The organism is Bacillus sp. H1a, from assembly GCF_000633475.1.
Lineage (GTDB): Bacteria > Bacillota > Bacilli > Bacillales > Bacillaceae_G > Bacillus_A > Bacillus_A paramycoides.
In genome coordinates this window covers 104,544-123,563 of record NZ_AYMH01000043.1, presented here as the reverse complement: position 1 = coordinate 123,563, position 19,020 = coordinate 104,544, and the positions used below count along the sequence as shown (strand labels likewise).

19 protein-coding genes are annotated in these 19,020 nt (G+C 34.0%); 16 read left to right on the top strand and 3 right to left on the bottom strand.

The window, feature by feature from the left end; translation table 11 throughout:
• Positions 1-117 precede the first annotated feature (117 nt).
• The 12 genes from U860_RS0120545 to U860_RS0120490 all read left to right on the top strand — a co-directional run bounded on the left by U860_RS0120545 (position 118) and on the right by U860_RS0120490 (position 12,678).
• A complete protein-coding gene (locus U860_RS0120545) occupies positions 118-330 on the top strand; it encodes a DUF6366 family protein (RefSeq protein ID WP_025149987.1) in 213 nt (70 codons plus the stop codon).
• A gap of 225 nt (positions 331-555) precedes the next feature.
• Positions 556-2,862: a glycoside hydrolase gene (locus U860_RS0120540; RefSeq protein WP_025149986.1), complete on the top strand. Its 2,307-nt coding sequence runs from the start codon at positions 556-558 to the stop codon at positions 2,860-2,862.
• Between the two features lie 342 nt (positions 2,863-3,204).
• Positions 3,205-4,212, top strand: coding sequence for an LCP family protein (locus tag U860_RS0120535; protein ID WP_205206350.1), 1,008 nt, complete (start codon positions 3,205-3,207; stop codon positions 4,210-4,212).
• Positions 4,213-4,374: 162 nt separating this feature from the next.
• A complete protein-coding gene (locus U860_RS0120530) occupies positions 4,375-5,622 on the top strand; it encodes a hypothetical protein (RefSeq protein ID WP_025149984.1) in 1,248 nt (415 codons plus the stop codon).
• A gap of 12 nt (positions 5,623-5,634) precedes the next feature.
• The gene (locus U860_RS0120525; protein WP_025149983.1) at positions 5,635-6,324 is read left to right on the top strand and encodes a response regulator transcription factor; all 690 of its coding nucleotides are present in this window, start codon (positions 5,635-5,637) and stop codon (positions 6,322-6,324) included.
• Positions 6,321-7,682, top strand: a complete 1,362-nt coding sequence (locus U860_RS0120520) for a HAMP domain-containing sensor histidine kinase (protein ID WP_025149982.1) — start codon at positions 6,321-6,323, stop codon at positions 7,680-7,682. Before U860_RS0120525 ends, U860_RS0120520 begins: the two co-directional genes overlap by 4 nt.
• A gap of 100 nt (positions 7,683-7,782) precedes the next feature.
• Positions 7,783-8,604: a peptidoglycan-N-acetylglucosamine deacetylase gene (locus U860_RS0120515; RefSeq protein ID WP_025149981.1), complete on the top strand. Its 822-nt coding sequence runs from the start codon at positions 7,783-7,785 to the stop codon at positions 8,602-8,604.
• A gap of 15 nt (positions 8,605-8,619) precedes the next feature.
• Positions 8,620-9,276, top strand: coding sequence for a YkyA family protein (locus tag U860_RS0120510; protein WP_025149980.1), 657 nt, complete (start codon positions 8,620-8,622; stop codon positions 9,274-9,276).
• 173 nt (positions 9,277-9,449) lie between these two features.
• Positions 9,450-10,130 (top strand): MgtC/SapB family protein, encoded by a 681-nt coding sequence (locus U860_RS0120505; RefSeq protein WP_025149979.1) that lies wholly within the window; start codon positions 9,450-9,452, stop codon positions 10,128-10,130.
• An 86-nt stretch (positions 10,131-10,216) separates the two neighbouring features.
• A complete protein-coding gene (locus tag U860_RS0120500) occupies positions 10,217-10,753 on the top strand; it encodes a GNAT family N-acetyltransferase (protein WP_025149978.1) in 537 nt (178 codons plus the stop codon).
• A 248-nt stretch (positions 10,754-11,001) separates the two neighbouring features.
• Positions 11,002-11,208 (top strand): alpha/beta-type small acid-soluble spore protein, encoded by a 207-nt coding sequence (locus U860_RS0120495; RefSeq protein WP_016114545.1) that lies wholly within the window; start codon positions 11,002-11,004, stop codon positions 11,206-11,208.
• 216 nt (positions 11,209-11,424) lie between these two features.
• Positions 11,425-12,678 (top strand): MFS transporter, encoded by a 1,254-nt coding sequence (locus tag U860_RS0120490; RefSeq protein ID WP_025149977.1) that lies wholly within the window; start codon positions 11,425-11,427, stop codon positions 12,676-12,678.
• Between the two features lie 142 nt (positions 12,679-12,820).
• On the opposite strand, the gene U860_RS0120485 is transcribed toward U860_RS0120490, so the two are convergent.
• Positions 12,821-13,438: a LysE/ArgO family amino acid transporter gene (locus U860_RS0120485; RefSeq protein ID WP_025149976.1), complete on the bottom strand. Its 618-nt coding sequence runs from the start codon at positions 13,436-13,438 to the stop codon at positions 12,821-12,823.
• Positions 13,439-13,560: 122 nt separating this feature from the next.
• Between U860_RS0120485 and U860_RS0120480 the strand changes: the two genes are divergently transcribed.
• Positions 13,561-15,000, top strand: a complete 1,440-nt coding sequence (locus tag U860_RS0120480; RefSeq protein ID WP_025149975.1) for a PLP-dependent aminotransferase family protein — start codon at positions 13,561-13,563, stop codon at positions 14,998-15,000.
• Positions 15,001-15,083: 83 nt separating this feature from the next.
• On the top strand, positions 15,084-15,251 hold the full coding sequence (locus U860_RS31820; protein ID WP_002171481.1) for a DUF3933 family protein: 168 nt from the start codon (positions 15,084-15,086) through the stop codon (positions 15,249-15,251).
• A gap of 106 nt (positions 15,252-15,357) precedes the next feature.
• Here the strand turns inward: U860_RS31820 and U860_RS0120470 are convergent, their stop codons facing one another.
• Positions 15,358-16,323: a patatin-like phospholipase family protein gene (locus tag U860_RS0120470; RefSeq protein ID WP_025149974.1), complete on the bottom strand. Its 966-nt coding sequence runs from the start codon at positions 16,321-16,323 to the stop codon at positions 15,358-15,360.
• Between the two features lie 235 nt (positions 16,324-16,558).
• The gene (locus U860_RS0120465) at positions 16,559-16,726 is read right to left on the bottom strand and encodes a YjcZ family sporulation protein (protein ID WP_002171483.1); all 168 of its coding nucleotides are present in this window, start codon (positions 16,724-16,726) and stop codon (positions 16,559-16,561) included.
• Between the two features lie 223 nt (positions 16,727-16,949).
• On the opposite strand from U860_RS0120465, the gene U860_RS0120460 reads away from it, so the two are divergent.
• Together U860_RS0120460 and U860_RS0120455 are read left to right on the top strand one after the other, a co-directional pair.
• A complete protein-coding gene (locus tag U860_RS0120460) occupies positions 16,950-17,702 on the top strand; it encodes a YwqG family protein (protein ID WP_025149973.1) in 753 nt (250 codons plus the stop codon).
• Between the two features lie 156 nt (positions 17,703-17,858).
• A complete protein-coding gene (locus tag U860_RS0120455) occupies positions 17,859-19,019 on the top strand; it encodes a transglutaminase domain-containing protein (protein WP_025149972.1) in 1,161 nt (386 codons plus the stop codon).
• The last annotated feature ends 1 nt before the right edge of the window (position 19,020 follow it).

Here is a 19,020-nt window from a genome sequence, read left to right as displayed (position 1 = left end):
GGGAATACATTTTTAATCGGAATTTTTTCAAAGAAATAATATTTTAGAAAGAGAATATAAAATGAATTTTAATTTTGTATAGTTGAGTAAGGGCGTATTAATTTTGGAGGTGATTATATGAGTTCAAAAGAGTCAGCAGAAGAAAAAAGAGAACGTATGAGACAAAGTGAATTGAAAAATAATCCTACCGGTTCTTTGAATGATGGGCTCAATAGAGCGGAAACAGGTAACCACGTTGATATGGTAGGGGGTATGAATTGGAAAGGTACAGGAATATTAATTTTAGTGCTAGTTTTAGGATATATTATATACACTTATTTTTTCAGGTAAAGAATGCTTGTTAAAACTTTGATTCGTTTGGACTAATAATTAGTTAGTGCGAAAAGGCATGGATTAAAGTCTTATTGTATTACATATCTTCTTTAAAGCAGAATAGATTCGTTCATGAATTTATTTTTCATATTCCGAATGGAGCTAGCATTATGCTAGCTCTATTATTTTTTGCCACATTCCTGTAACAAAACCCCTGTATATTCAGTGGTGGAGGTGCAGAAGATGAAAAAAATGATAGCAATATGTCTTCTTACAACAATGTCATTTTCGACTTTAGTCGGGTGTGATGTAAATGGTAATGATGCTTTACAAGAGTCTAAAATAAAGAAAGCGACGTATAAAGATTTTACTTATGATGTAAATCCAGAGACTTTCACGTTAACTGTAGAACATGATGGTGTAAAGGAAGAGGCATCACAACCGTTACCGAAAATGAAGGTGTCGAATTTAAAAAAAGACAAGGATCGCACATCATGGGAATATCCAGATCAAAAAGTAAAAGTAAACTTAGAAAAGAAAAAAGACCACTTAAATATTGAAGTGGAATCGACTGGTGCAGAAAGTTTTACATGGCCGAAAGTACAAGCTGAAAATTATACACTTCCGTTATGGGAAGGTAAGCAAATTCCAAGTAATGATGAGAATTGGAAGAAGTTTTTGAAGGATGATGCATATTCATTTGCTGAATCATTTTCCATGAAGTTTTTCGCATTAAATGGTTCGAAATATTCGATTGTATATATTGCGAACAATATGTTTAATAATGAATTGAAATTTCATTCAGATCCGAAAATAGGATTTGATTTTACACATGAATTCCCGAGTATAAATAAAAATAAAACATATGGATTTCAGTTATATGTGACAAATAATGATGCAGTAAGTATCGCCAAACTATATAAGAATAATATCGTTGAAAAAGGTGAATTTAAAACATTACAAGAAAAGGCTAGAAAAAATAAAGAGATAGAAAAACTTTACGGTGCAGGTCATTTTTATTTTTGGAATCAAAATGGTTTATCAGAAAGTAACGTAAATTGGCCAAAGCTAAGGGAGCAAATAAATAGCCCACTGTTTAGCCATATAAAAGAACTCATTCAAAAGAATAGTTCAGAATCTGGAGAACTGAATGTATTTGAGCAATTAAGTAAACAAGATTTCATCGATAAGTATCAAAAAAATGTTATTTTGCGTTATGTAAACGAAGTATTATCAATGAAGGAATTTTATAAAGAGGATATTTTCCCGAAAGTTGATCAGGAAGCTAGTGCACTATTAAAGAAAGGCGTAGATCACTTAGCGAAGACGGAGTTGTATAGCTTAAATAAGCATTTATTAAAGTCAGAACTCGGTGATGCAGTTGAAGAGGTGAGTAAATGGGGTTCTGCAGATGGAACAGATATCTTAAAGGAAATGAAAGAAGCAGGGATAGACAAAGCGTGGATTGGTTTGCCGAACTGGGAACAAGGATTTATGCAACCTAATTTCGTTACAGAAGCTAAGAAAATGGGATATTTAGTTGGTCCGTATGATTCTTACCATTCCATTCACGAAAAAGGTGATAAAAATTGGAACACAGCTTCCTTTAATGATCCATCGTTATATGAAGAAGCAACTGTAACGAAGAAAAATGGAGAGAAGGTGCAAGGGTTTTTAGGGAGAGGCCGAAAATTAAATCCGACATTATCACTTCCTAGTGTAAAAGAACGAATGAACGATATATTACAAAATGGACCTAAGTATAATTCATGGTTTATTGATTGTGATGCAACGGGTGAAATTTATGATGACTATTCAACGGAACATATAACGACACAAGAACAAGATTTAAAAGCAAGATTAAAACGAATGGATTATATTGCGCAAGAAAAAGGTATGGTAGTTGGCTCTGAGGGCGGAAATGATTTTGCAAGTAGTACGATTGCATTTGCTCATGGAATTGAAACGCCAGTTATTAAATGGGACGATGAAGATATGAGGAAAAACAAAACAAGCCCGTATTATGTAGGTGGATATTGGTCACCAAATCAAAATGTTCCTGAAAAATATGCAAAACAAGTACCGTTGAAAGAAGAATATAAACAAGTATATTTAAATCCAGTATATTCGGTACCATTATATAAATTAGTATACAACAATTCCGTTATTACAACGCACCACTGGGAATGGGGAAGTTTGAAGGTGAAAGATGAAGTTGGAAATCGTATGTTATATGAGTTATTGTATAATGTTCCTCCGTTGTACCATTTAGATGAAGTAGAGTGGAATAAGCATAAAAAAGAAATTACACAGCATCTGAAAGTTTGGAATGAAGTTCATGAAAAGGCAGTAAAAGAAGAAATGACGAACTTTGCATATCTGTCAGAAGATAAGCTAGTACAATCTGCTTCATATGGAAAAGATATTAAAATCATTGTGAATTTCTCGAATGACGATGTGGAAATAGAAAAAACGAAAATTAAAGCAAATTCAGCTTTAATTTATAATAACGGGAAGCAAATAATGTATACACCAAATGAGAGTCAATAAAGTGAAGCTATAATGAGTGGGGGCATTCCCTACTCATTATTAGGTGAACCAATCGGGGTTTTAAAGGAAAGTTGCCTCTGCATACTTACTGGATTTTGAGGTTGAAGTCTTATATTCACAAATAACAGGATGGTAAATCTGTAAATCAGAATGTTTAGAAGTGTTAAATTTTTGAAGTTGGTAAATGGTGACTTGCCAAAAATAAGCACGAGAGTATAATGTGAAATGGAATACATATTGGATTCATGATGTAACCTTACAAAAATGTAAGGTGATTGAAAGGAAATTCAATATGAAGATTACTAGACATACATTATACTAGGAAAAGAGAAAGAGAGGAGAATGAACATGAGCTCTGAATTAGAACAAAACACGAGAAGCAGTAAAAAACGTTCTAAAAGAAAGTCTATAAAATGGTTCATTTTAATTCCATTTTTCCTACTTATTTTTGGAGGAGTAGGATATGGATCGTTTATATATAACAAAGCAAAAGCTGTTGTAAGTGATGCATATGCAAAAATTGATAAGTCATCAAAACGGGATAAAGAAGTTGAACCTTTAAAGGATAATATTTCAATTTTAATTATGGGTGTAGACGGAAGTGAAATGAGAAAAAGCCAATATGGCGAAGCGGTTCGGACAGATGCACTTTTATTAGCGACAATTAATAAAAATGATAAGTCAGTTAAATTAGTAAGTATTCCGCGTGATTCACGCGTTTACATTCCATCTAGAAAGAAATTAGATAAAATTACACACGCACATGTATTTGGTGGTGTTGAAAGTACACGAGATACAGTGGAACGATTTTTAAATGTTCCAGTTGATTATTATGTGAAGTTTAACTTCGAGTCATTTGTACAAATTGTAGATTCACTTGGTGGTATTGATATTGATGTACCGGTTACTTTCACAGAACAAGATAGTAAAGACCAAGCAGGTATGATTCATTTAGAAAAAGGTTTCCAACATTTAAATGGAGAGCAAGCACTTGCACTTGCAAGAACGCGTAAAATTGACAGTGATGCTATGCGTGGTCAAAGGCAACAACTTGTAATTGAAGCAATTGCGAAAAAAGCAATGTCTGTTCAATCAATTAGCAAAATGGGCTCTTTACTTGATGCAGTTGATAAAAATATGAAAACAAATTTAACATTTGATGATATGCTTGCTATTACGAAAAATATGGCAGGATCGGATCTGCAAATGGAAAAGATGCAAATAGAAGGAACAGATAAACGTATTGGTGGTATTTATTATTACATTCCAAACGAAAAAAATGTAAAAGATATTTCAAATAAATTAAATGAACATTTAGGTGTAACACCAAAATCAGTTCGAAATGAATAGTAAAAAAAGATTGGCCTCCGCCAATCTTTTTTTTGGAAATGGATTTGTAACTTTTCTGTAACGATTTTTTATTTTAGAAAAATTATACTCATATGTATGAGAATATTGGAGAAGCAAAAGTATAGAGAAATACTTAAAATCTGTAGTAAGGAAAGATATCATATGCAGAAATGGATAGGCATTATGGGAATCATCTTTATATTGACTGGATGTAAAATGTCTGAAGCTCCGACAAATTTAATGGTGGCTCCTGCAAATGAGAAGTGGATAAATGAATTGAAAGAGCAAATAGATAAAGATTTGCCTGTTAATTATCGATTGCTTACTCCGATGTCTAATAAAGATAAACAAATGATTTGGTCAATGGATTTTAAACAAGATAATAAAAAAGAAGCCATCGTATTTTATAAATTGCCGAATGAAGATCATAGCGTATATTTAGCTGTATATGAGGAAATCGGAAATGGGTGGAAAATAAAGTCCACGCATAAATTTGATGGAGGAGAAGTAGATATCGTTGAAGTGGGTGATTTTACAGGGAATGGGAAGAGAGAGTTATTAATTGGAATCTCTGTAAGTCGCGAATCTTTAGATCATGTTATGTATGTTTTCTCGGAAGAAAATGATGATATGAAGGAGATTTATAATCGGCATTATACGAAGCTATTTATAGAAGATCTAAACAGAAATGGCCTTAATGATATAAGCCTTGTTACTTATGAAAAAGATGAGAAGTTGACAGTTGAGTTCATTGAGCAGTTTAAGACTATATCTGAAGTTTCATTTGACCCATTTATAAATAGTATTCAAAGAATACAGATTGGATGTATTTCCAAAATGTCCAAGGCGGTTGTAATTGATGCGGGAGTTGGGGCTCATTCAGGTGTAACATATGTAGCGAAATTTGATAAGGATCATTATGAGGAATTACCTATAGACGGGAAAGAAGATTTATTCAATGATTATGTTGTGGAAAGTAAAGACGTAAATGAAGACGGCATTATTGAATTTGTTCGTACTGTACGTCCAAAAGGTTGGGAAGATAAATCACATGGTGATAGTCTGCTCTTTGAACGTTACATACAGTGGAGTGAAGATGGAACTAAACCTATAGAAGAACGATATATCAATATAGAAAAAGGATATTTTGTGAAAATTCCTGAAGAGTTAATGGGGAAAATTACTATCCCAGATCAGCAAAAGGAATCAAATGTTCAAAAGTTTTTGGATGCAAGTACAAATGAAGTTTGGCTTGAAGTCCATATTTTTAAGCGGAGAGACTGGTTCAAAATAAAAGGATACGAGGCAGCAGTTAAAACAGCTTCTCACGTATATGCAGTACCGAAGCAATCAAAGTTTGAAAAAGTGAAAGCATATATAAAACCGCTAGCGGATTATCAACAAGAGTAGGAGGTGGGAATTATGCCAACAATTTTAGTATTGGAAGACGAAATACCAATTCGTAGCTTTATTGTATTAAATATGAAACGTGCTGGATTTCATGTATTAGAGGCTAATACAGGAGAAGAAGCATTAGAGATTTTACATCAACATACTGTTCAAGTTGCACTACTTGACGTAATGTTACCAGGGATTGACGGTTTTCAAGTATGTGAAGCTATTCGGGAAAATAATAAAAAAATGGGTATTATTATGTTAACCGCACGTGTACAAGATGAGGATAAGGTACAAGGGTTAGGAATTGGGGCGGATGATTATATTGCAAAGCCGTTTAGTCCAGTAGAGTTAACGGCACGTATACAATCCTTATTAAGAAGAATAGAAGTGCATGCAGAAAAAACAAATATACTTACATCTGGTCCGTTTTCATTAAATCTTACAGAAGAAAGTTTATATAAAGATGGGCAATTAGTGGATTTAACCCCTACAGAATATATGATACTACAATATTTAATGGACCATGCTTCTAAGCCGGTTTCACGGGATGAAATATTAAATATGATTTGGGGAGTTAATTACGTAGGTGAGACGAAAGTCGTAGATGTAAATATGAGGCGGTTACGTCAAAAGATAGAATGCAATCCATCTGAACCGCAGTTTATCCTGACAGTGTGGGGTAAAGGATATGTGTGGAAGGAAACTATAAAATGAGACGGAAAGTGACTTTATATTTTATGACGGTCATAACACTTATGCTTGTATTGTTTGAAATAGCATTTTCAGTCTCTATTTATCAATATTATTATAATGGTATTGTGCAGTATATAGAATCTCATGCGAAGACGAGTACACGTTTTTTCTCTGAGTATAATTCATTATATTTTATTCGTTTGAACGAATATAGTGGTGACATCATTGGAAGTTTTCAATTGGAAGGAACAGAATTACAATTGATCGATCGGCACGGTACGATTATACAGTCGTCAAGCGGACAAAAGGTAGAAGGTAAAGTAAATATTCCTTATTCTTTACTAGAGGGGGAAATGTATCACCAAGTTACTACTACGAAAGATAATGAAAAACAATTAGAAGTATTAAGTCCACTCGTACATCAAGGGCAAACTATCGGTGTTTTAAAATATACGACTGTTTTAACACATGTAAATGCAAAGATTATTGAAATCATGATGTTTACTATTTCTGTAGGTATTGTTATTTCAGGAATTGTCTTCTTAATTAGCAGACGCCTGGCAAATTCATTTGTTGAGCCAATTGAATCTATTATTCAAGCTTCTTCACAAATTGCAGAAGGAACACTGAAAGATAGAATTAAAGAAGACTATCCCGGTGAATTAGGTGAGTTAGCACATAGTTTAAACTATATGTCTGATAAAATAGAAAAAGCAGAACAGATGAAAAATGAATTTATTGCTTCTATTTCTCATGAAATACGGACGCCTTTAACAGGAATTAAAGGTTGGAGTGAGACGTTAAAAACTGTAGATCATTTAACGGAAGAAGAAATAAAGCAAGGTATGGGTATTATTTCTGGTGAAACAGATCGATTGATTCATTTAGTAGAAGAATTGCTAGATTTTTCAAGATTACAATCAAATCATTTTAATTTATATAAACAAAAAGTGCAATTGTACGATATACTAGAGGAGACGATTTGGCAATTAACTCCTAACGCTGAAAAGAAGAAAATTCAATTCATCCATACTCTAGAACGCATTGAATTGATGGGGGATCGAAATAGGCTAAAGCAAATTTTCTTGAATATTGTTCAAAATGCTATTAAATATTCATATGAAAACAGTACAGTCCACATTGAAGTGACTAAAAGTGAAGGACAAGCAGTGATTAAAGTGACAGATCAAGGTATTGGAATTGCTGAAGAGCATCTACCTTTTATAGAGCAGTCATTTTATCAAATTAATAATCATGTTGCAGGTGCAGGCATTGGTCTAGCTATCGTAAAAAAAATGGTAGAGCTTCATGGAGGTACTCTTAGTATAATAAGTAAAGAAGGGGTAGGAACAACAATTTTGATAAAGCTCCCACTATAATTCATATATTAATTGTTTATATAGTGTAATAAAATAAATAGATGTATAATTATATTGGGTGATTTACATATAAGATTAATAGGGAGAGGAATTCGATAGAATGGAAAATGCTTTTAACATTAAACGAGTAGTAGTCGTTTTAATAGCGATTGCAGCAGTAGCTATTGGGTATTTCATGTTTCAATCTATTACTTCACCAGCAAAAGCTGTTGCGAAACAAGAAAATGTAATACAGCTTGCAAGTGAACAAACGAAAGTTGAAATGAATAAAACGGCACCAAGTCGTTTTAATGGAAAGGAAAGAAAAGTTGCTTACCTTACATTTGATGATGGGCCAGGAAAATATACGGCTGAATTATTGAATATGTTAAAACAGCATGATGCGAAGGCGACATTCTTTTTAATTGGCGCGAATGTGAAACAGTTTCCTGATTTAGTAAAACGTGAAAATGCAGAAGGACATTATGTTGGAATGCATAGTATGACACACAATTTTGCGAAGTTATATAAAAATGGCGAGTATGTTAATGAAATGAAAGAAGATCAAGGCTTAATCGCAAATATTATTGGGAAATCCCCTAAATTAACACGTCCTCCATACGGATCGACGCCCGGTTTAAATGAAGGTCTCCGAAATAAAGTAGTAGAGGACGGTTTGAAAGTATGGGACTGGACAATTGACTCTTTAGACTGGAAATACAATAAAGCACCAGTTGATGCAGCGGCAGCGCAAATCGCTCAAAATGTATTAGCTGGTGCAACAAAACCGCAAGAAGTCATTTTAATGCATGATATTCACCCGCAATCAGTTGCTGCTGTGCCGGCAATTTTAAAGGGCCTAAAAGAAAAGGGTTATGAATTTGAAGCATATCATGAAGAGAATCACTTCCCAGTGAACTTCTGGCACGATAACCGTATATAATTGGAGGAATTGAAGTTGAAGTATGGAAAAGTAGCAGTAGTTGGAGCATTATCAGTAGGATTATTATCAGGATGTTTCGGTGAAAAGCCAGAAGAAAATTTATATACGGCTTTTGAAGCAGCAGCGACACAAGAAAAATCTTTAGTTGATGATACGAAAAAATTAGAGAAATTAGAGAAGCAAGGGCAAGAACTATATTCTCAAATTTTACAAGAAGGTAAAGAGCATAATGAAGCAGTTACGCAGAAGATCGAGCAAGCTACTGCAAATGTAGATGAGCGTGAAAAAGTAATGAAAAACGAGAAAGAACTGCTAGAAAAAGCTCAGAAGGAAACGAAATCGGTTCCAAGCAATATAGAGAAGCTTGAAGATAAGAAATTGCAAAAACAAGCAAAAGCAGTGGAAGAGTCGTATAAAAACCGTTATGAATCTTTCCAAAAGATGAATGAGAATTATACGAAGGCATTAGCGAATGAAAAAGAGCTGTATGAAAAATTAAAAGTAAAAGAAACGAAGTTAAAAGAAATTGGTGAAAAAGTTAAAACTGTTAATGAGTTAAATGTGGAAGCTCAAAAGGCGAAAGAACAATTTAACAAACATACAAAAGAGTATAATGACAGTAAATTAGCATTTTACAAAGATGCACAGATTAAGACTAAAGAACAAAAATAATAAAGTATCTTAATCACGATAAAAAAACTATAGAAAAAGCCGGAAAAACATTGCAGTAAAAAATGTTTTTTCGGCTTTTGTCGTTCAATGAATAGAAAAGACTGGAATTGATATCATAAAAGAGTTATAGTGTATTATTCGAAGGGAACATTGTAAAGTAAGGAGAATGAAATATGTCATATGAATTTTTATTCAAATTAGGTTTAGCACTCTTTTTAGGATTATTCATCGGAATAGATAGACAGCTAAAGAATAAACCACTTGGAGTGAAAACAAGTATGGTTATTTCTGTAGCGAGTTGTTTAATTACGATGGTTTCAATTGAATCAGTGAATGTATATTCTGTTCCAGGACATACGAATATGGATCCAATGCGATTAGCTGCCCAAATTGTAAGTGGTATCGGTTTTCTTGGAGCAGGGGTAATTTTACGAAGAAGTAATGACGTTATTTCAGGATTAACGACAGCTTCTATGGTATGGGCTGCTTCAGCACTAGGTATTGCGATTGGAGCAGGATTTTATGTACAGGCTACTGTTGCCATGATTTTAATTATATTAGCAATTAATGTACTTCCTCAACTTGTGAAAATTGCAGGCCCGTATTCATTGAGACAAAAGGACTTGTCTATAAAAATTACCGTAAATAAGCATCGAGAGTTAGATGGGATTTTTAAGCAAATTAAAAATTTAAATATGCAAGTGAAGCGAGTGAAAATTAAAGATATTGATAATGGAGCATCTCAGCAATTAGAAATGGTAATTTTAGCTCCAGAAGATTTATATACAACTGAGTTATATAGTTCTCTAAAAGAAATCAATCATGTTGTATCTGTTGAAGTTGAAAGTAGATAAAAAAGATTGAAAAGGGTGATGAAAATTCACTCTTTTTTTTAATGAAAAAAACATTTTGCTATAATTATTTACAAAGGGGGATGTAAATGATGGAGATACATATTAGAAGGGCAACGAAAGAGGATATTTCGGCAATAGCAAAGGTTCATGTAGATAGCTGGAAAACAACGTATAAAGGGATATTCTCTAATAAAATATTAGACAATATAACGTATGAACAACGAGAAAAGCTATGGGAAAGCATCTTCCAAAAAGAAGACGGGCATCAATATAGGTTCGTGGCAGAGACGTTAAATGGGGAAATTATCGGATTTATCGATGGTGGAGCTGAAAGAACAGGTACATATAATTGTGATGGGGAATTATATGCAATATACATTTTACAAGAGTATCAAGGGATGAAGATAGGACAGCGTTTATTTCAAGCTTTACTATCAGATTGTAAAAAAAATAATATGCAATCTCTTTTAGTTTGGGTTGTCTCTAATAATCCTTCTAAAAAATTTTATGAAAAATATAATCCTGAAAAAACTGATACAAAATTTTTAGCAAGACTGAATGTAGAAGAAATAGCATATGTGTGGCGAGATATGGATTGTTTATATAAAACATTATCAATTTAGGTTTGAATAATTATATTATGTAAATTAAACTTACGGCTATTAAAAAATACGGATCTAATGTTGTAAAAAGATGAAAAGTTTAGTAATGAAGGTATTAACAAATAGAAAATTAGAAGTAGTAACTTCATAATGTGAAATGATGTAAGAGTCTCGTTGTGGAGACTCTTTTTTAAAAAAATAACCAAAAATTACCAGGTATTTAATATCGGATTTGATACAATTTAATATATATAAGGAGGTGATCGGTAATGGCTAGAAATCGTAACTCTAATCAATTAGCATCAAATGGAGCACAAGCAGCTCTAGATCAAATGAAATATGAAATTGCACAAGAGTTTGGTGTACAACTTGGAGCTGATACTTCTTCACGTGCAAACGGTTCTGTAGGCGGTGAAATTACAAAACGCCTTGTAGCGATGGCAGAACAACAGCTTGGTGGCGGATATACTCGCTAAATGTAGAAGGTTATAGGAGAAAGGAAGGATTCTTCCTTTCTTTTTTTATTTTCAATTAATTGGTATGGATATATTGTGAACTGGATTCAAAGAATAGGAGTAAAGCTATATTTTTAACCAATTTCTTTTGTTGTGAATGGAAAGTAGTAAAGATGTAATAGCCCTGGTGGAATGTAAAATTAAGTTCCACCAGGGCTATTATATGGTAAGAAATATATGATGAAAGGTTCCGAAATCAACATGTTAAAAAAAGAAAACTGTTGTTTAATTGCGCTTGCATCAGTTCCACTCGTTATGACATTAGGTAATTCAATGCTTATTCCAATCCTGCCAACTATTGAAAAGAAATTACATATTTCATCTTTCCAAGTATCCATGATTATTACAATTTATTCTATCATTGCGATTTTACTTATACCAATTGCTGGTTATTTATCAGATAGATGGGGACGAAAGATGGTAATGGTTCCAAGTTTAGTAATTGCAGCTATTGGAGGAGCGATTACGGGATGGGTATCATGGAAAGTTGATAATCCCTATGTTTGGATTCTTATCGGAAGAGCAATTCAAGGGGTAGGAGCTGCTGGAGCTATGCCAGTTGTTATACCATGCGTTGGTGATTTGTACAAAGATGAAAAACAGGTTAGTGCAGGATTAGGAATTATTGAGACGTCAAATACATTTGGAAAAGTATTGAGTCCCATTTTAGGATCTGCTCTTGCTGCTATTGTATGGTTCTTACCATTTTGGGCGATTCCAGTTTTATGTGTAATATCGATTGTTTTATTATTGGTGTTAGTAAAGGCGAAGAAACAAGAAGAGCAAGCGCCTCCACTGAAAGAATTTGTTAAATCTATTATCTCTACGTTTCGAGAAAAGGGAAGATGGTTAATTGCCATTTTTATGCTAGGTGCAATTATTATGCTTATTTTATTCGGAATCCTTTTTTATCTGTCGACTATACTGGAATCGAAGTACGACATTCATGGTATATGGAAAGGGTGTGTACTTGCTATTCCTTTACTTGTACTATCACTTAGCTCATATATAGCTGGTAAAAAAATTGGAGATAAACAGGATATTATGAAAAAGTGTATTTATATTGGGTTTTTATTGGCTGCTGCCTCTGTCGTATTACCTTTATTCATAAAAGGAATCTATTTGCTACTTCTTTGTCTTGTTATTATGGGGGTAGGAATTGGTATTGCGTTACCATGTTTAGATGCTCTTATTACTCAAGGAATTGAAAAAGAGCAGAGGGGCACAGTTACTTCATTTTATAGCTCAATGCGATTTATCGGTGTAGCAGCTGGACCACCCCTTTATTCTTTTTTTATGAAAGGGGCGGACCATGAAGTGTTTTATTTAACAAGTATCTTCGCTGCTATTGGTGCTGTCATAGCAATTATTTGGATTAAACCAGCAAAAGATAACATGGTGCAAAAACAAAAACCGGAACCAACTTCATAATTGGAAAGAGAATTGCATGATTTGTAATTAGCATGCAATTCTCTTTATCAGGATATTTTCGGGCTGTCCATAAAGCCAGATTGGTGTGAGCTAATAATCAGTAGGACTGAGAAAAAAACCACTGAATAAAGTTTCACTTTATTCAGTTAGGAAAAAGCACTTGTTTTAACATATAAAGTGCGACGCCCCAGATGATTAGCCCTGAAAATTTATTTAATACTATGATCGTTTTCCCTGTTGAGTCTAGTCTTTTTAGAAATTTTCCAGCCATAGCTAAGCTTATAAACCAAATCCAAGAAACGATAATTGTTGCGAAAGTGAAAGCCCATTTCTCATTTCCTATGTACTGGATAGAGTTTGTTCCAATTACACCAATTGTATCTAAAATTGCGTGTGGATTTAGTAATGAAACTGATGCGGCGAAAATAACTTGCTTTTTTAAAGGCATGCTTTTTTCTTGTTGTACATCATTTGAAGGATTACTTTTCCAAATAACCCAGCCCATATACATAAGAAAGAAAAATCCAATCATATACAAGGTAGTTGTTAGCCAAGAAAAAGTAAGGAGTACAAGGGATACACCCTGTACAGCAATTAAAATTAATAATGTATCACATATAGATGCAGTTAAGACTACAGGAGCAGCACGCCAAATATTTGGTTGACTGGCGCCTTGGTTAAAGACGAAAACATTTTGGACACCTAATGGGATGATAAGGCCAAATGCAAGGATGATACCGTGAATAATTGCTTCACTCATTATATTACCTCCTACTTAGTGTAATTAATTATGATAGTGTATATTGTATAGAGGAAATGAGAAATTGTATCCATCCATATGGTTGGATAGTCGACCAACCAAAATGAATGTGGGGTGATAGGATGGAAAGATTAGAATGGAAACCTAATATGTCTTCGTCTATTCCACTATATAAACAAATAGAAACATACATAAAGGGAAGAATTGTTAATGGGGAATGGACAGTTGGAACGAAATTACCTTCACAAAGAGCTTTGGCACAAACATTTGAAGTGAATCGAAGTACAATTGTAATGGCGTTCGATGAATTAGTAGCAAAAGGTTATATTGAGGGGAACGGTCGGAAGGGAACAATTGTTATAAATAATAGCGAGAATACTTCAACATATGCCCCGCCACCTAATTGGCAATCTTATGTAGAAACAGGACTTCATTACCCGAATCTTCCTGCTATACAAGAGATTAACCAAGCTGAATTTTATCCCAATGTAATTCGATTAGGAACTGGTGAGCTTTCACCAAGTCTTTTACCTGAGGAAAAAATGAAGAGAATTATTAATAAGTGTATGAAGACAAATGTTCCACTTGGGTATGAAGAACCGAAAGGAAATCGCCATCTAAGAGAAAAAATTGCGGAATATTTAAAAGGGCATGATGTTTATGTATCCCCTGACTCTATTTTAATTGTTTCAGGGGCAATTCAAGCACTGCAGCTTATTTCCATGGGGTTACTTCCAAAAGGAGCATCAATTCTATTAGAAAAACCATCATATTTATATTCTATTAATGTTTTTCAATCAACAGGAATGCGCTTGATAGGAATGCCAATGGATGAGAATGGTATAAACACTTCATATATTACACAATATAAGAAGCAATTTAATGCATCGATTTTATATACAATTCCGTCTTTTCATAATCCGACGAACTTTAGTATGAATGCTAAGAAGAGGAAAGAAGTGATGGGTATATGTAATGAAATTGGATTACCTATTATTGAGGATGCAGTCTATCAAGATTTATGGTTCGATGCACCAGTTCCAAAGCCTTTAAAGGCATATGATAAAAACGGGATAGTATTACATATCGGGAGCATGTCCAAAGTTATAAGTCCTGGTTTAAGAATTGGCTGGATTGTTGGGGCTGAACCAGTTATTCAAAGATTAGCAGATATAAAAATGCAAACAGATTATGGTTCAAGTTCTATATCCCAGCAAATTGCAGCAGAGTGGTTTACAGATGGTTTGTATGATGAACATTTACAGTTAATCAGAAGTGAATTAAAAAAACGTAGAAATTTTATGATAAGTATGTTAGAAAAGTATTGCAGTGAAATTGCAACTTGGCATGAGCCAGCAGGGAGCTTTTATATTTGGTTACATATGAATCTACCTTTTTCGAATCGTAGTGTATTTGAAAAAGCTTTGCAAGAAAAGGTGTTATTAAACCCAGGTACTTTGTATGATAGAAGTGCGAACCAATTTTTACGACTTTCGTATTCTTATGCAACTTTAGAAGAAATTGAAATTGGGATAAAAAAGGTAGCGCAATTAATAAAGTGAAACTTTAATCAGTATGATTTTTGATCATCCACACTGGTTATTAGCCCGCAAATAGCGGGATAAAAAGGTAAAAGGAGAAAAGGATGAAACAATATGTGATTTGTCAAATTATTGACGGAGATAAATATTTAGCAGCTTATGCAGAGACGAAACAGGACGCGATTGAAAAAGCTGAATTGTTAGGATTAAGAACAGGAAATCGTTACGTAGTAATTACCGCGGAAGAAGCAAAAGGGTTAACTTATCCTTAAACGATGTGTGGAAGTATGCAGAAAGTAAATAAGCCTAATAACATACTAAATTATTAGGCTTATTTATATTTAGAGTATCGATCTCTCTTTAATGAAAAAAATAATATTATGAGTCGAGCTGACGGAAAAAACGATTTGTTTTTCGATCCTGATTTCCGTTTCTATATTTATCAACATATTGCCTGAAATTCCAAGATTGTAAAAAATTATTAGCGGCGTTATAACCAGAGTTATAGAGCCATTCTTTCTCTTCTTTAGTTAATTGAAAATTAGTACTTGTAATGGTTCCTGTTGGAATTGTAATAGTTCTTGCCTTTGCTTCTTTATCTAAATGACGTAAATCATGAGCTTGCATCATCGTTTTAAATAATCCTTTGAACATGGAGATAGGCTCTTCATAGTGGGCGGGTTCAGCTTGAATTTCATCTTTCACGAAATGAAATCCAAAGGTAGGCCAGCGAGGCGAGGAAGGTGAATCGAAAATCCAAATTGGATAATTACTTAAAATACCTCCGTCAACCATATAACAAGGCTGTTTCCATTTTGGTGTTCGCCATTTCACTGGTTCGAAGAGGAACGGAATGGTTCCACTCATTCGTACTGCTTTAGCGATAGAGAAGCGATAATTCGAAAATCCGTAGCTTGGTAAATCATCAGGGAAGACAACCATTTTACCATTGCTTATATCTGAAGCGATAATTTTGAGTTTATTCAAATCAGGTAAGTCTGTAAATAGATGAATTCCTTTTTTTTTAAGCAGGTCTTCGAGCCATTCTTCGAGAAATGCATTTGAATAAATACCTAGAGTAGACCATGCACTTAATCCTTTACCGATAAAGGGAATTCTATCAAGAAAAGTCTTCTTAGTAAATTTGTTATAATCAATGTCAGTTATAATCGTTTTTAATTCGGAACAGGAGTATCCTGCTGCTAGAAGTGCTGCGATAATAGCACCAGCTGATGTCCCTGCTAAACGTTCCCACTCATAACCTTTTTCGGCTAACGCACAAATTGCTCCTACATGTGCAATTCCGCGTACACCGCCTCCTTCGAAAACACCATCAATCTTCATAAACATACTCCCTTTCGGATAATAAAGTGAAACTTTAATCAGTGGGGGGTATTCCACGCTGATTATTAGCCCTCACCAATCGAGCTTTTATGGGCAGCCCGACTCCCATCTAACTTCTTTTTTTACAGACGAATTTTGAGGTGGGAGTCTTACTGCCCGCAAATAGCGGGATAAATTCTGAAATGGCAAAAAAGCACGTATTGTACGTGCTTTTTTACAATAGTTTTTAAGTTTACTAGCAGCCTACAAAGCCGCCCCAACAGCTAGCTCCGATGATGATTAGAAGGATAAATAAAACGATTAATAAAGCGAAACCTCCATAACCACATCCACCGCAACTACCGCCGTAACCGCCGCCGTAACCGCCACAACTACCGCCGTAACCGTAACCACCGTAACCCATGTGGAATTCCTCCTTATATTAAAAGTGAAAATGAACGAGGGAAAGTATACTGTAAGAAATTATGAGATATCATGTTTGTAGGAACAATGTATACTATGCTCTTTTAAACTTGTTCGCGTACGAGGGATGAGCCCGTTTTTTTGAGAGCTTGTTGAATTTACAATGAATGGAGTATAATCTTTGTGCTATGATACAAATAAGTATGTAAATGTAAGGAGAATTTATGAAGCAGAAAATTGAAGTATTAATTGATAAATATGAACTAGCGCATTTGAAACAGGAGCTTGTAAATACTATATTTCCTTGTATAAAAGTTGTGCCAAATCAGCAGGAAACAATTGCGATAGGTAGTTCGAAGATGGGCGGAGTTCCTGATTTGCCGGATGCATTTGAATATCCAACATACAAAGGGAATCCATTACGCTTTATCGCACAATTTAATTTAAGTGATTTACAAAACGTTGGCATGGATCATAATCTTCCTAAGACAGGGATGTTATATTTCTTTAGTATTGAAAATTATTTTGAAGAAGCTGTGAATCCAAGTGAAGCTGGGCGTGTACTTTATTATGATATTCCCGCAGAGCAATTACGAAGAGCAGATGAAGATCAGGCGCAATTTACTCAATGTACAATTTCATTTGAACTTATGTATAAATTACCGGAGCTTTTCATTGAAGATGAGGCGGATTCAGATCGTTTCTTGCAATTACTTGAAGAGCTAATCCCAGACAACTATGATAATCATCAAATGTTTGGAGAACCATTCTCCGTACAAGAAGAAGTATTGTACGAGACCGGACAATATATGGGGATAGATCCGCAGCATATGACGCTTTTATTCCAAATTGATTCTGATTATAAAAATTGTAATATGGTTTGGGGAGAATTAGGAATGCTTTATTTCTGTATTGGAAATGAAGATTTGAAGAATCGACGTTTTGAAAATACATGTTGTGTGTTACAAACTTGCTAAAGAAGGGGTTGTTCTTTTTCTAAAAGAACAACTTTTTTCATAATGTTTATTAATAAATATGCATAATCTCATATGACCTTTTCTGAAAAGTATTGTATACTCTGAAACTATACGATGCTTTTTTTCGTATATTTATAGAATGTAAGGAGTGACGAGATGAGAAAGACAAATAAGTATGTGACGGCTGTCGCACTTTGTTCAACAATTGTAATGGGTGGCTTACATGCGTCGTCTGTATCTTACGCAGCTACTACATCGACTGTAGTGACTACACAATCAGATGCTAAATTATTGGATAATTTTCGAAAAGAATTAAAAAAACACATTGATAATCGAGATGAAAATATTACAATTGCATATAAAACGAAAGATAGAAATGCTAGAGCTGTTATGGATCAATTATATAAAGAGTATAGTAAAATTGTAGATGCTGATGAATATGTAAAATATAATGTAGCGTCTACTAAATATTCTATAAAAGGGATGCCAGGGAATTATGCGTTCACATTACAAGTGGAGTATCGTGAATCAAAAGAGCAAACACAATATGTAAAGTCTCAGTCGAAAGCAATTGTGAATTCTATCATTAAACAAGGCATGGATGAACATGAAAAAGTGAAAGCTATTCATGATTATGTTGTGAAACATGTATCCTATGATACGTCTTATCAAGCATATACAGCATATGAAGCGTTAGCGAATCGTTCCGCAGTTTGCCAAGGATATACATTATTAACATATCAATTACTAAAAGAAGCAGGTATTCAATCTCATATTGTAACTGGAAAAGGAAATGGACAAGCTCACGCATGGAATTTAGTAAACATTGATAACAAGTGGTACCACCTTGATACTACGTTTGATGATCCTGTGCCGGATAAAGCTGGACGTGTAACATATTCATATTTTAATATGTCCGATGACCAATTAAGCAAAGACCATGAATGGGATCGAAGTAAATACCCAGCGGCAACTACAAGTTACTTCAACGAATTAACGAACAAAATAAAAGCCGGTAGTTCAAAAAATGCTGTATATGAACAGATGTTAAAAGAAACAAATTTAAAGTACTTGTCTGCACAATATGGAGCGGAAAATTACAATGAATTTAAGAAAAAATTACAGCAACAATTTGCTTCCAAGCCAGAAAAAGTAGAAGTGCGATATAAACAGTCAATGGATGGAACAATGCAAGATATAAAGAAAGTACTAGATGAAATAACTTGGCCAAAAGGTGCAAAGCGTGTATCTTATCAAGTTGCGCCATATAGTGCAATGACAGGTTATTCATTAGCGACAATTACATTTACGTATTAAT

Bases quoted from the DNA above. Each gene is read 5' to 3' on its own strand.
- U860_RS0120545 (WP_025149987.1), top strand. From the start codon at position 118: ATGAGTTCAAAAGAGTCAGCAGAAGAAAAAAGAGAACGTATGAGACAA.
- U860_RS0120540 (WP_025149986.1), top strand. From the start codon at position 556: ATGAAAAAAATGATAGCAATATGTCTTCTTACAACAATGTCATTTTCG.
- U860_RS0120535 (WP_205206350.1), top strand. From the start codon at position 3,205: ATGAACATGAGCTCTGAATTAGAACAAAACACGAGAAGCAGTAAAAAA.
- U860_RS0120530 (WP_025149984.1), top strand. From the start codon at position 4,375: ATGCAGAAATGGATAGGCATTATGGGAATCATCTTTATATTGACTGGA.
- U860_RS0120525 (WP_025149983.1), top strand. From the start codon at position 5,635: ATGCCAACAATTTTAGTATTGGAAGACGAAATACCAATTCGTAGCTTT.
- U860_RS0120520 (WP_025149982.1), top strand. From the start codon at position 6,321: ATGAGACGGAAAGTGACTTTATATTTTATGACGGTCATAACACTTATG.
- U860_RS0120515 (WP_025149981.1), top strand. From the start codon at position 7,783: ATGGAAAATGCTTTTAACATTAAACGAGTAGTAGTCGTTTTAATAGCG.
- U860_RS0120505 (WP_025149979.1), top strand. From the start codon at position 9,450: ATGTCATATGAATTTTTATTCAAATTAGGTTTAGCACTCTTTTTAGGA.
- U860_RS0120500 (WP_025149978.1), top strand. From the start codon at position 10,217: ATGATGGAGATACATATTAGAAGGGCAACGAAAGAGGATATTTCGGCA.
- U860_RS0120495 (WP_016114545.1), top strand. From the start codon at position 11,002: ATGGCTAGAAATCGTAACTCTAATCAATTAGCATCAAATGGAGCACAA.
- U860_RS0120490 (WP_025149977.1), top strand. From the start codon at position 11,425: ATGATGAAAGGTTCCGAAATCAACATGTTAAAAAAAGAAAACTGTTGT.
- U860_RS0120485 (WP_025149976.1), bottom strand. From the start codon at position 13,438: ATGAGTGAAGCAATTATTCACGGTATCATCCTTGCATTTGGCCTTATC.
- U860_RS0120480 (WP_025149975.1), top strand. From the start codon at position 13,561: ATGGAAAGATTAGAATGGAAACCTAATATGTCTTCGTCTATTCCACTA.
- U860_RS31820 (WP_002171481.1), top strand. From the start codon at position 15,084: ATGAAACAATATGTGATTTGTCAAATTATTGACGGAGATAAATATTTA.
- U860_RS0120470 (WP_025149974.1), bottom strand. From the start codon at position 16,323: ATGAAGATTGATGGTGTTTTCGAAGGAGGCGGTGTACGCGGAATTGCA.
- U860_RS0120465 (WP_002171483.1), bottom strand. From the start codon at position 16,726: ATGGGTTACGGTGGTTACGGTTACGGCGGTAGTTGTGGCGGTTACGGC.
- U860_RS0120460 (WP_025149973.1), top strand. From the start codon at position 16,950: ATGAAGCAGAAAATTGAAGTATTAATTGATAAATATGAACTAGCGCAT.
- U860_RS0120455 (WP_025149972.1), top strand. From the start codon at position 17,859: ATGAGAAAGACAAATAAGTATGTGACGGCTGTCGCACTTTGTTCAACA.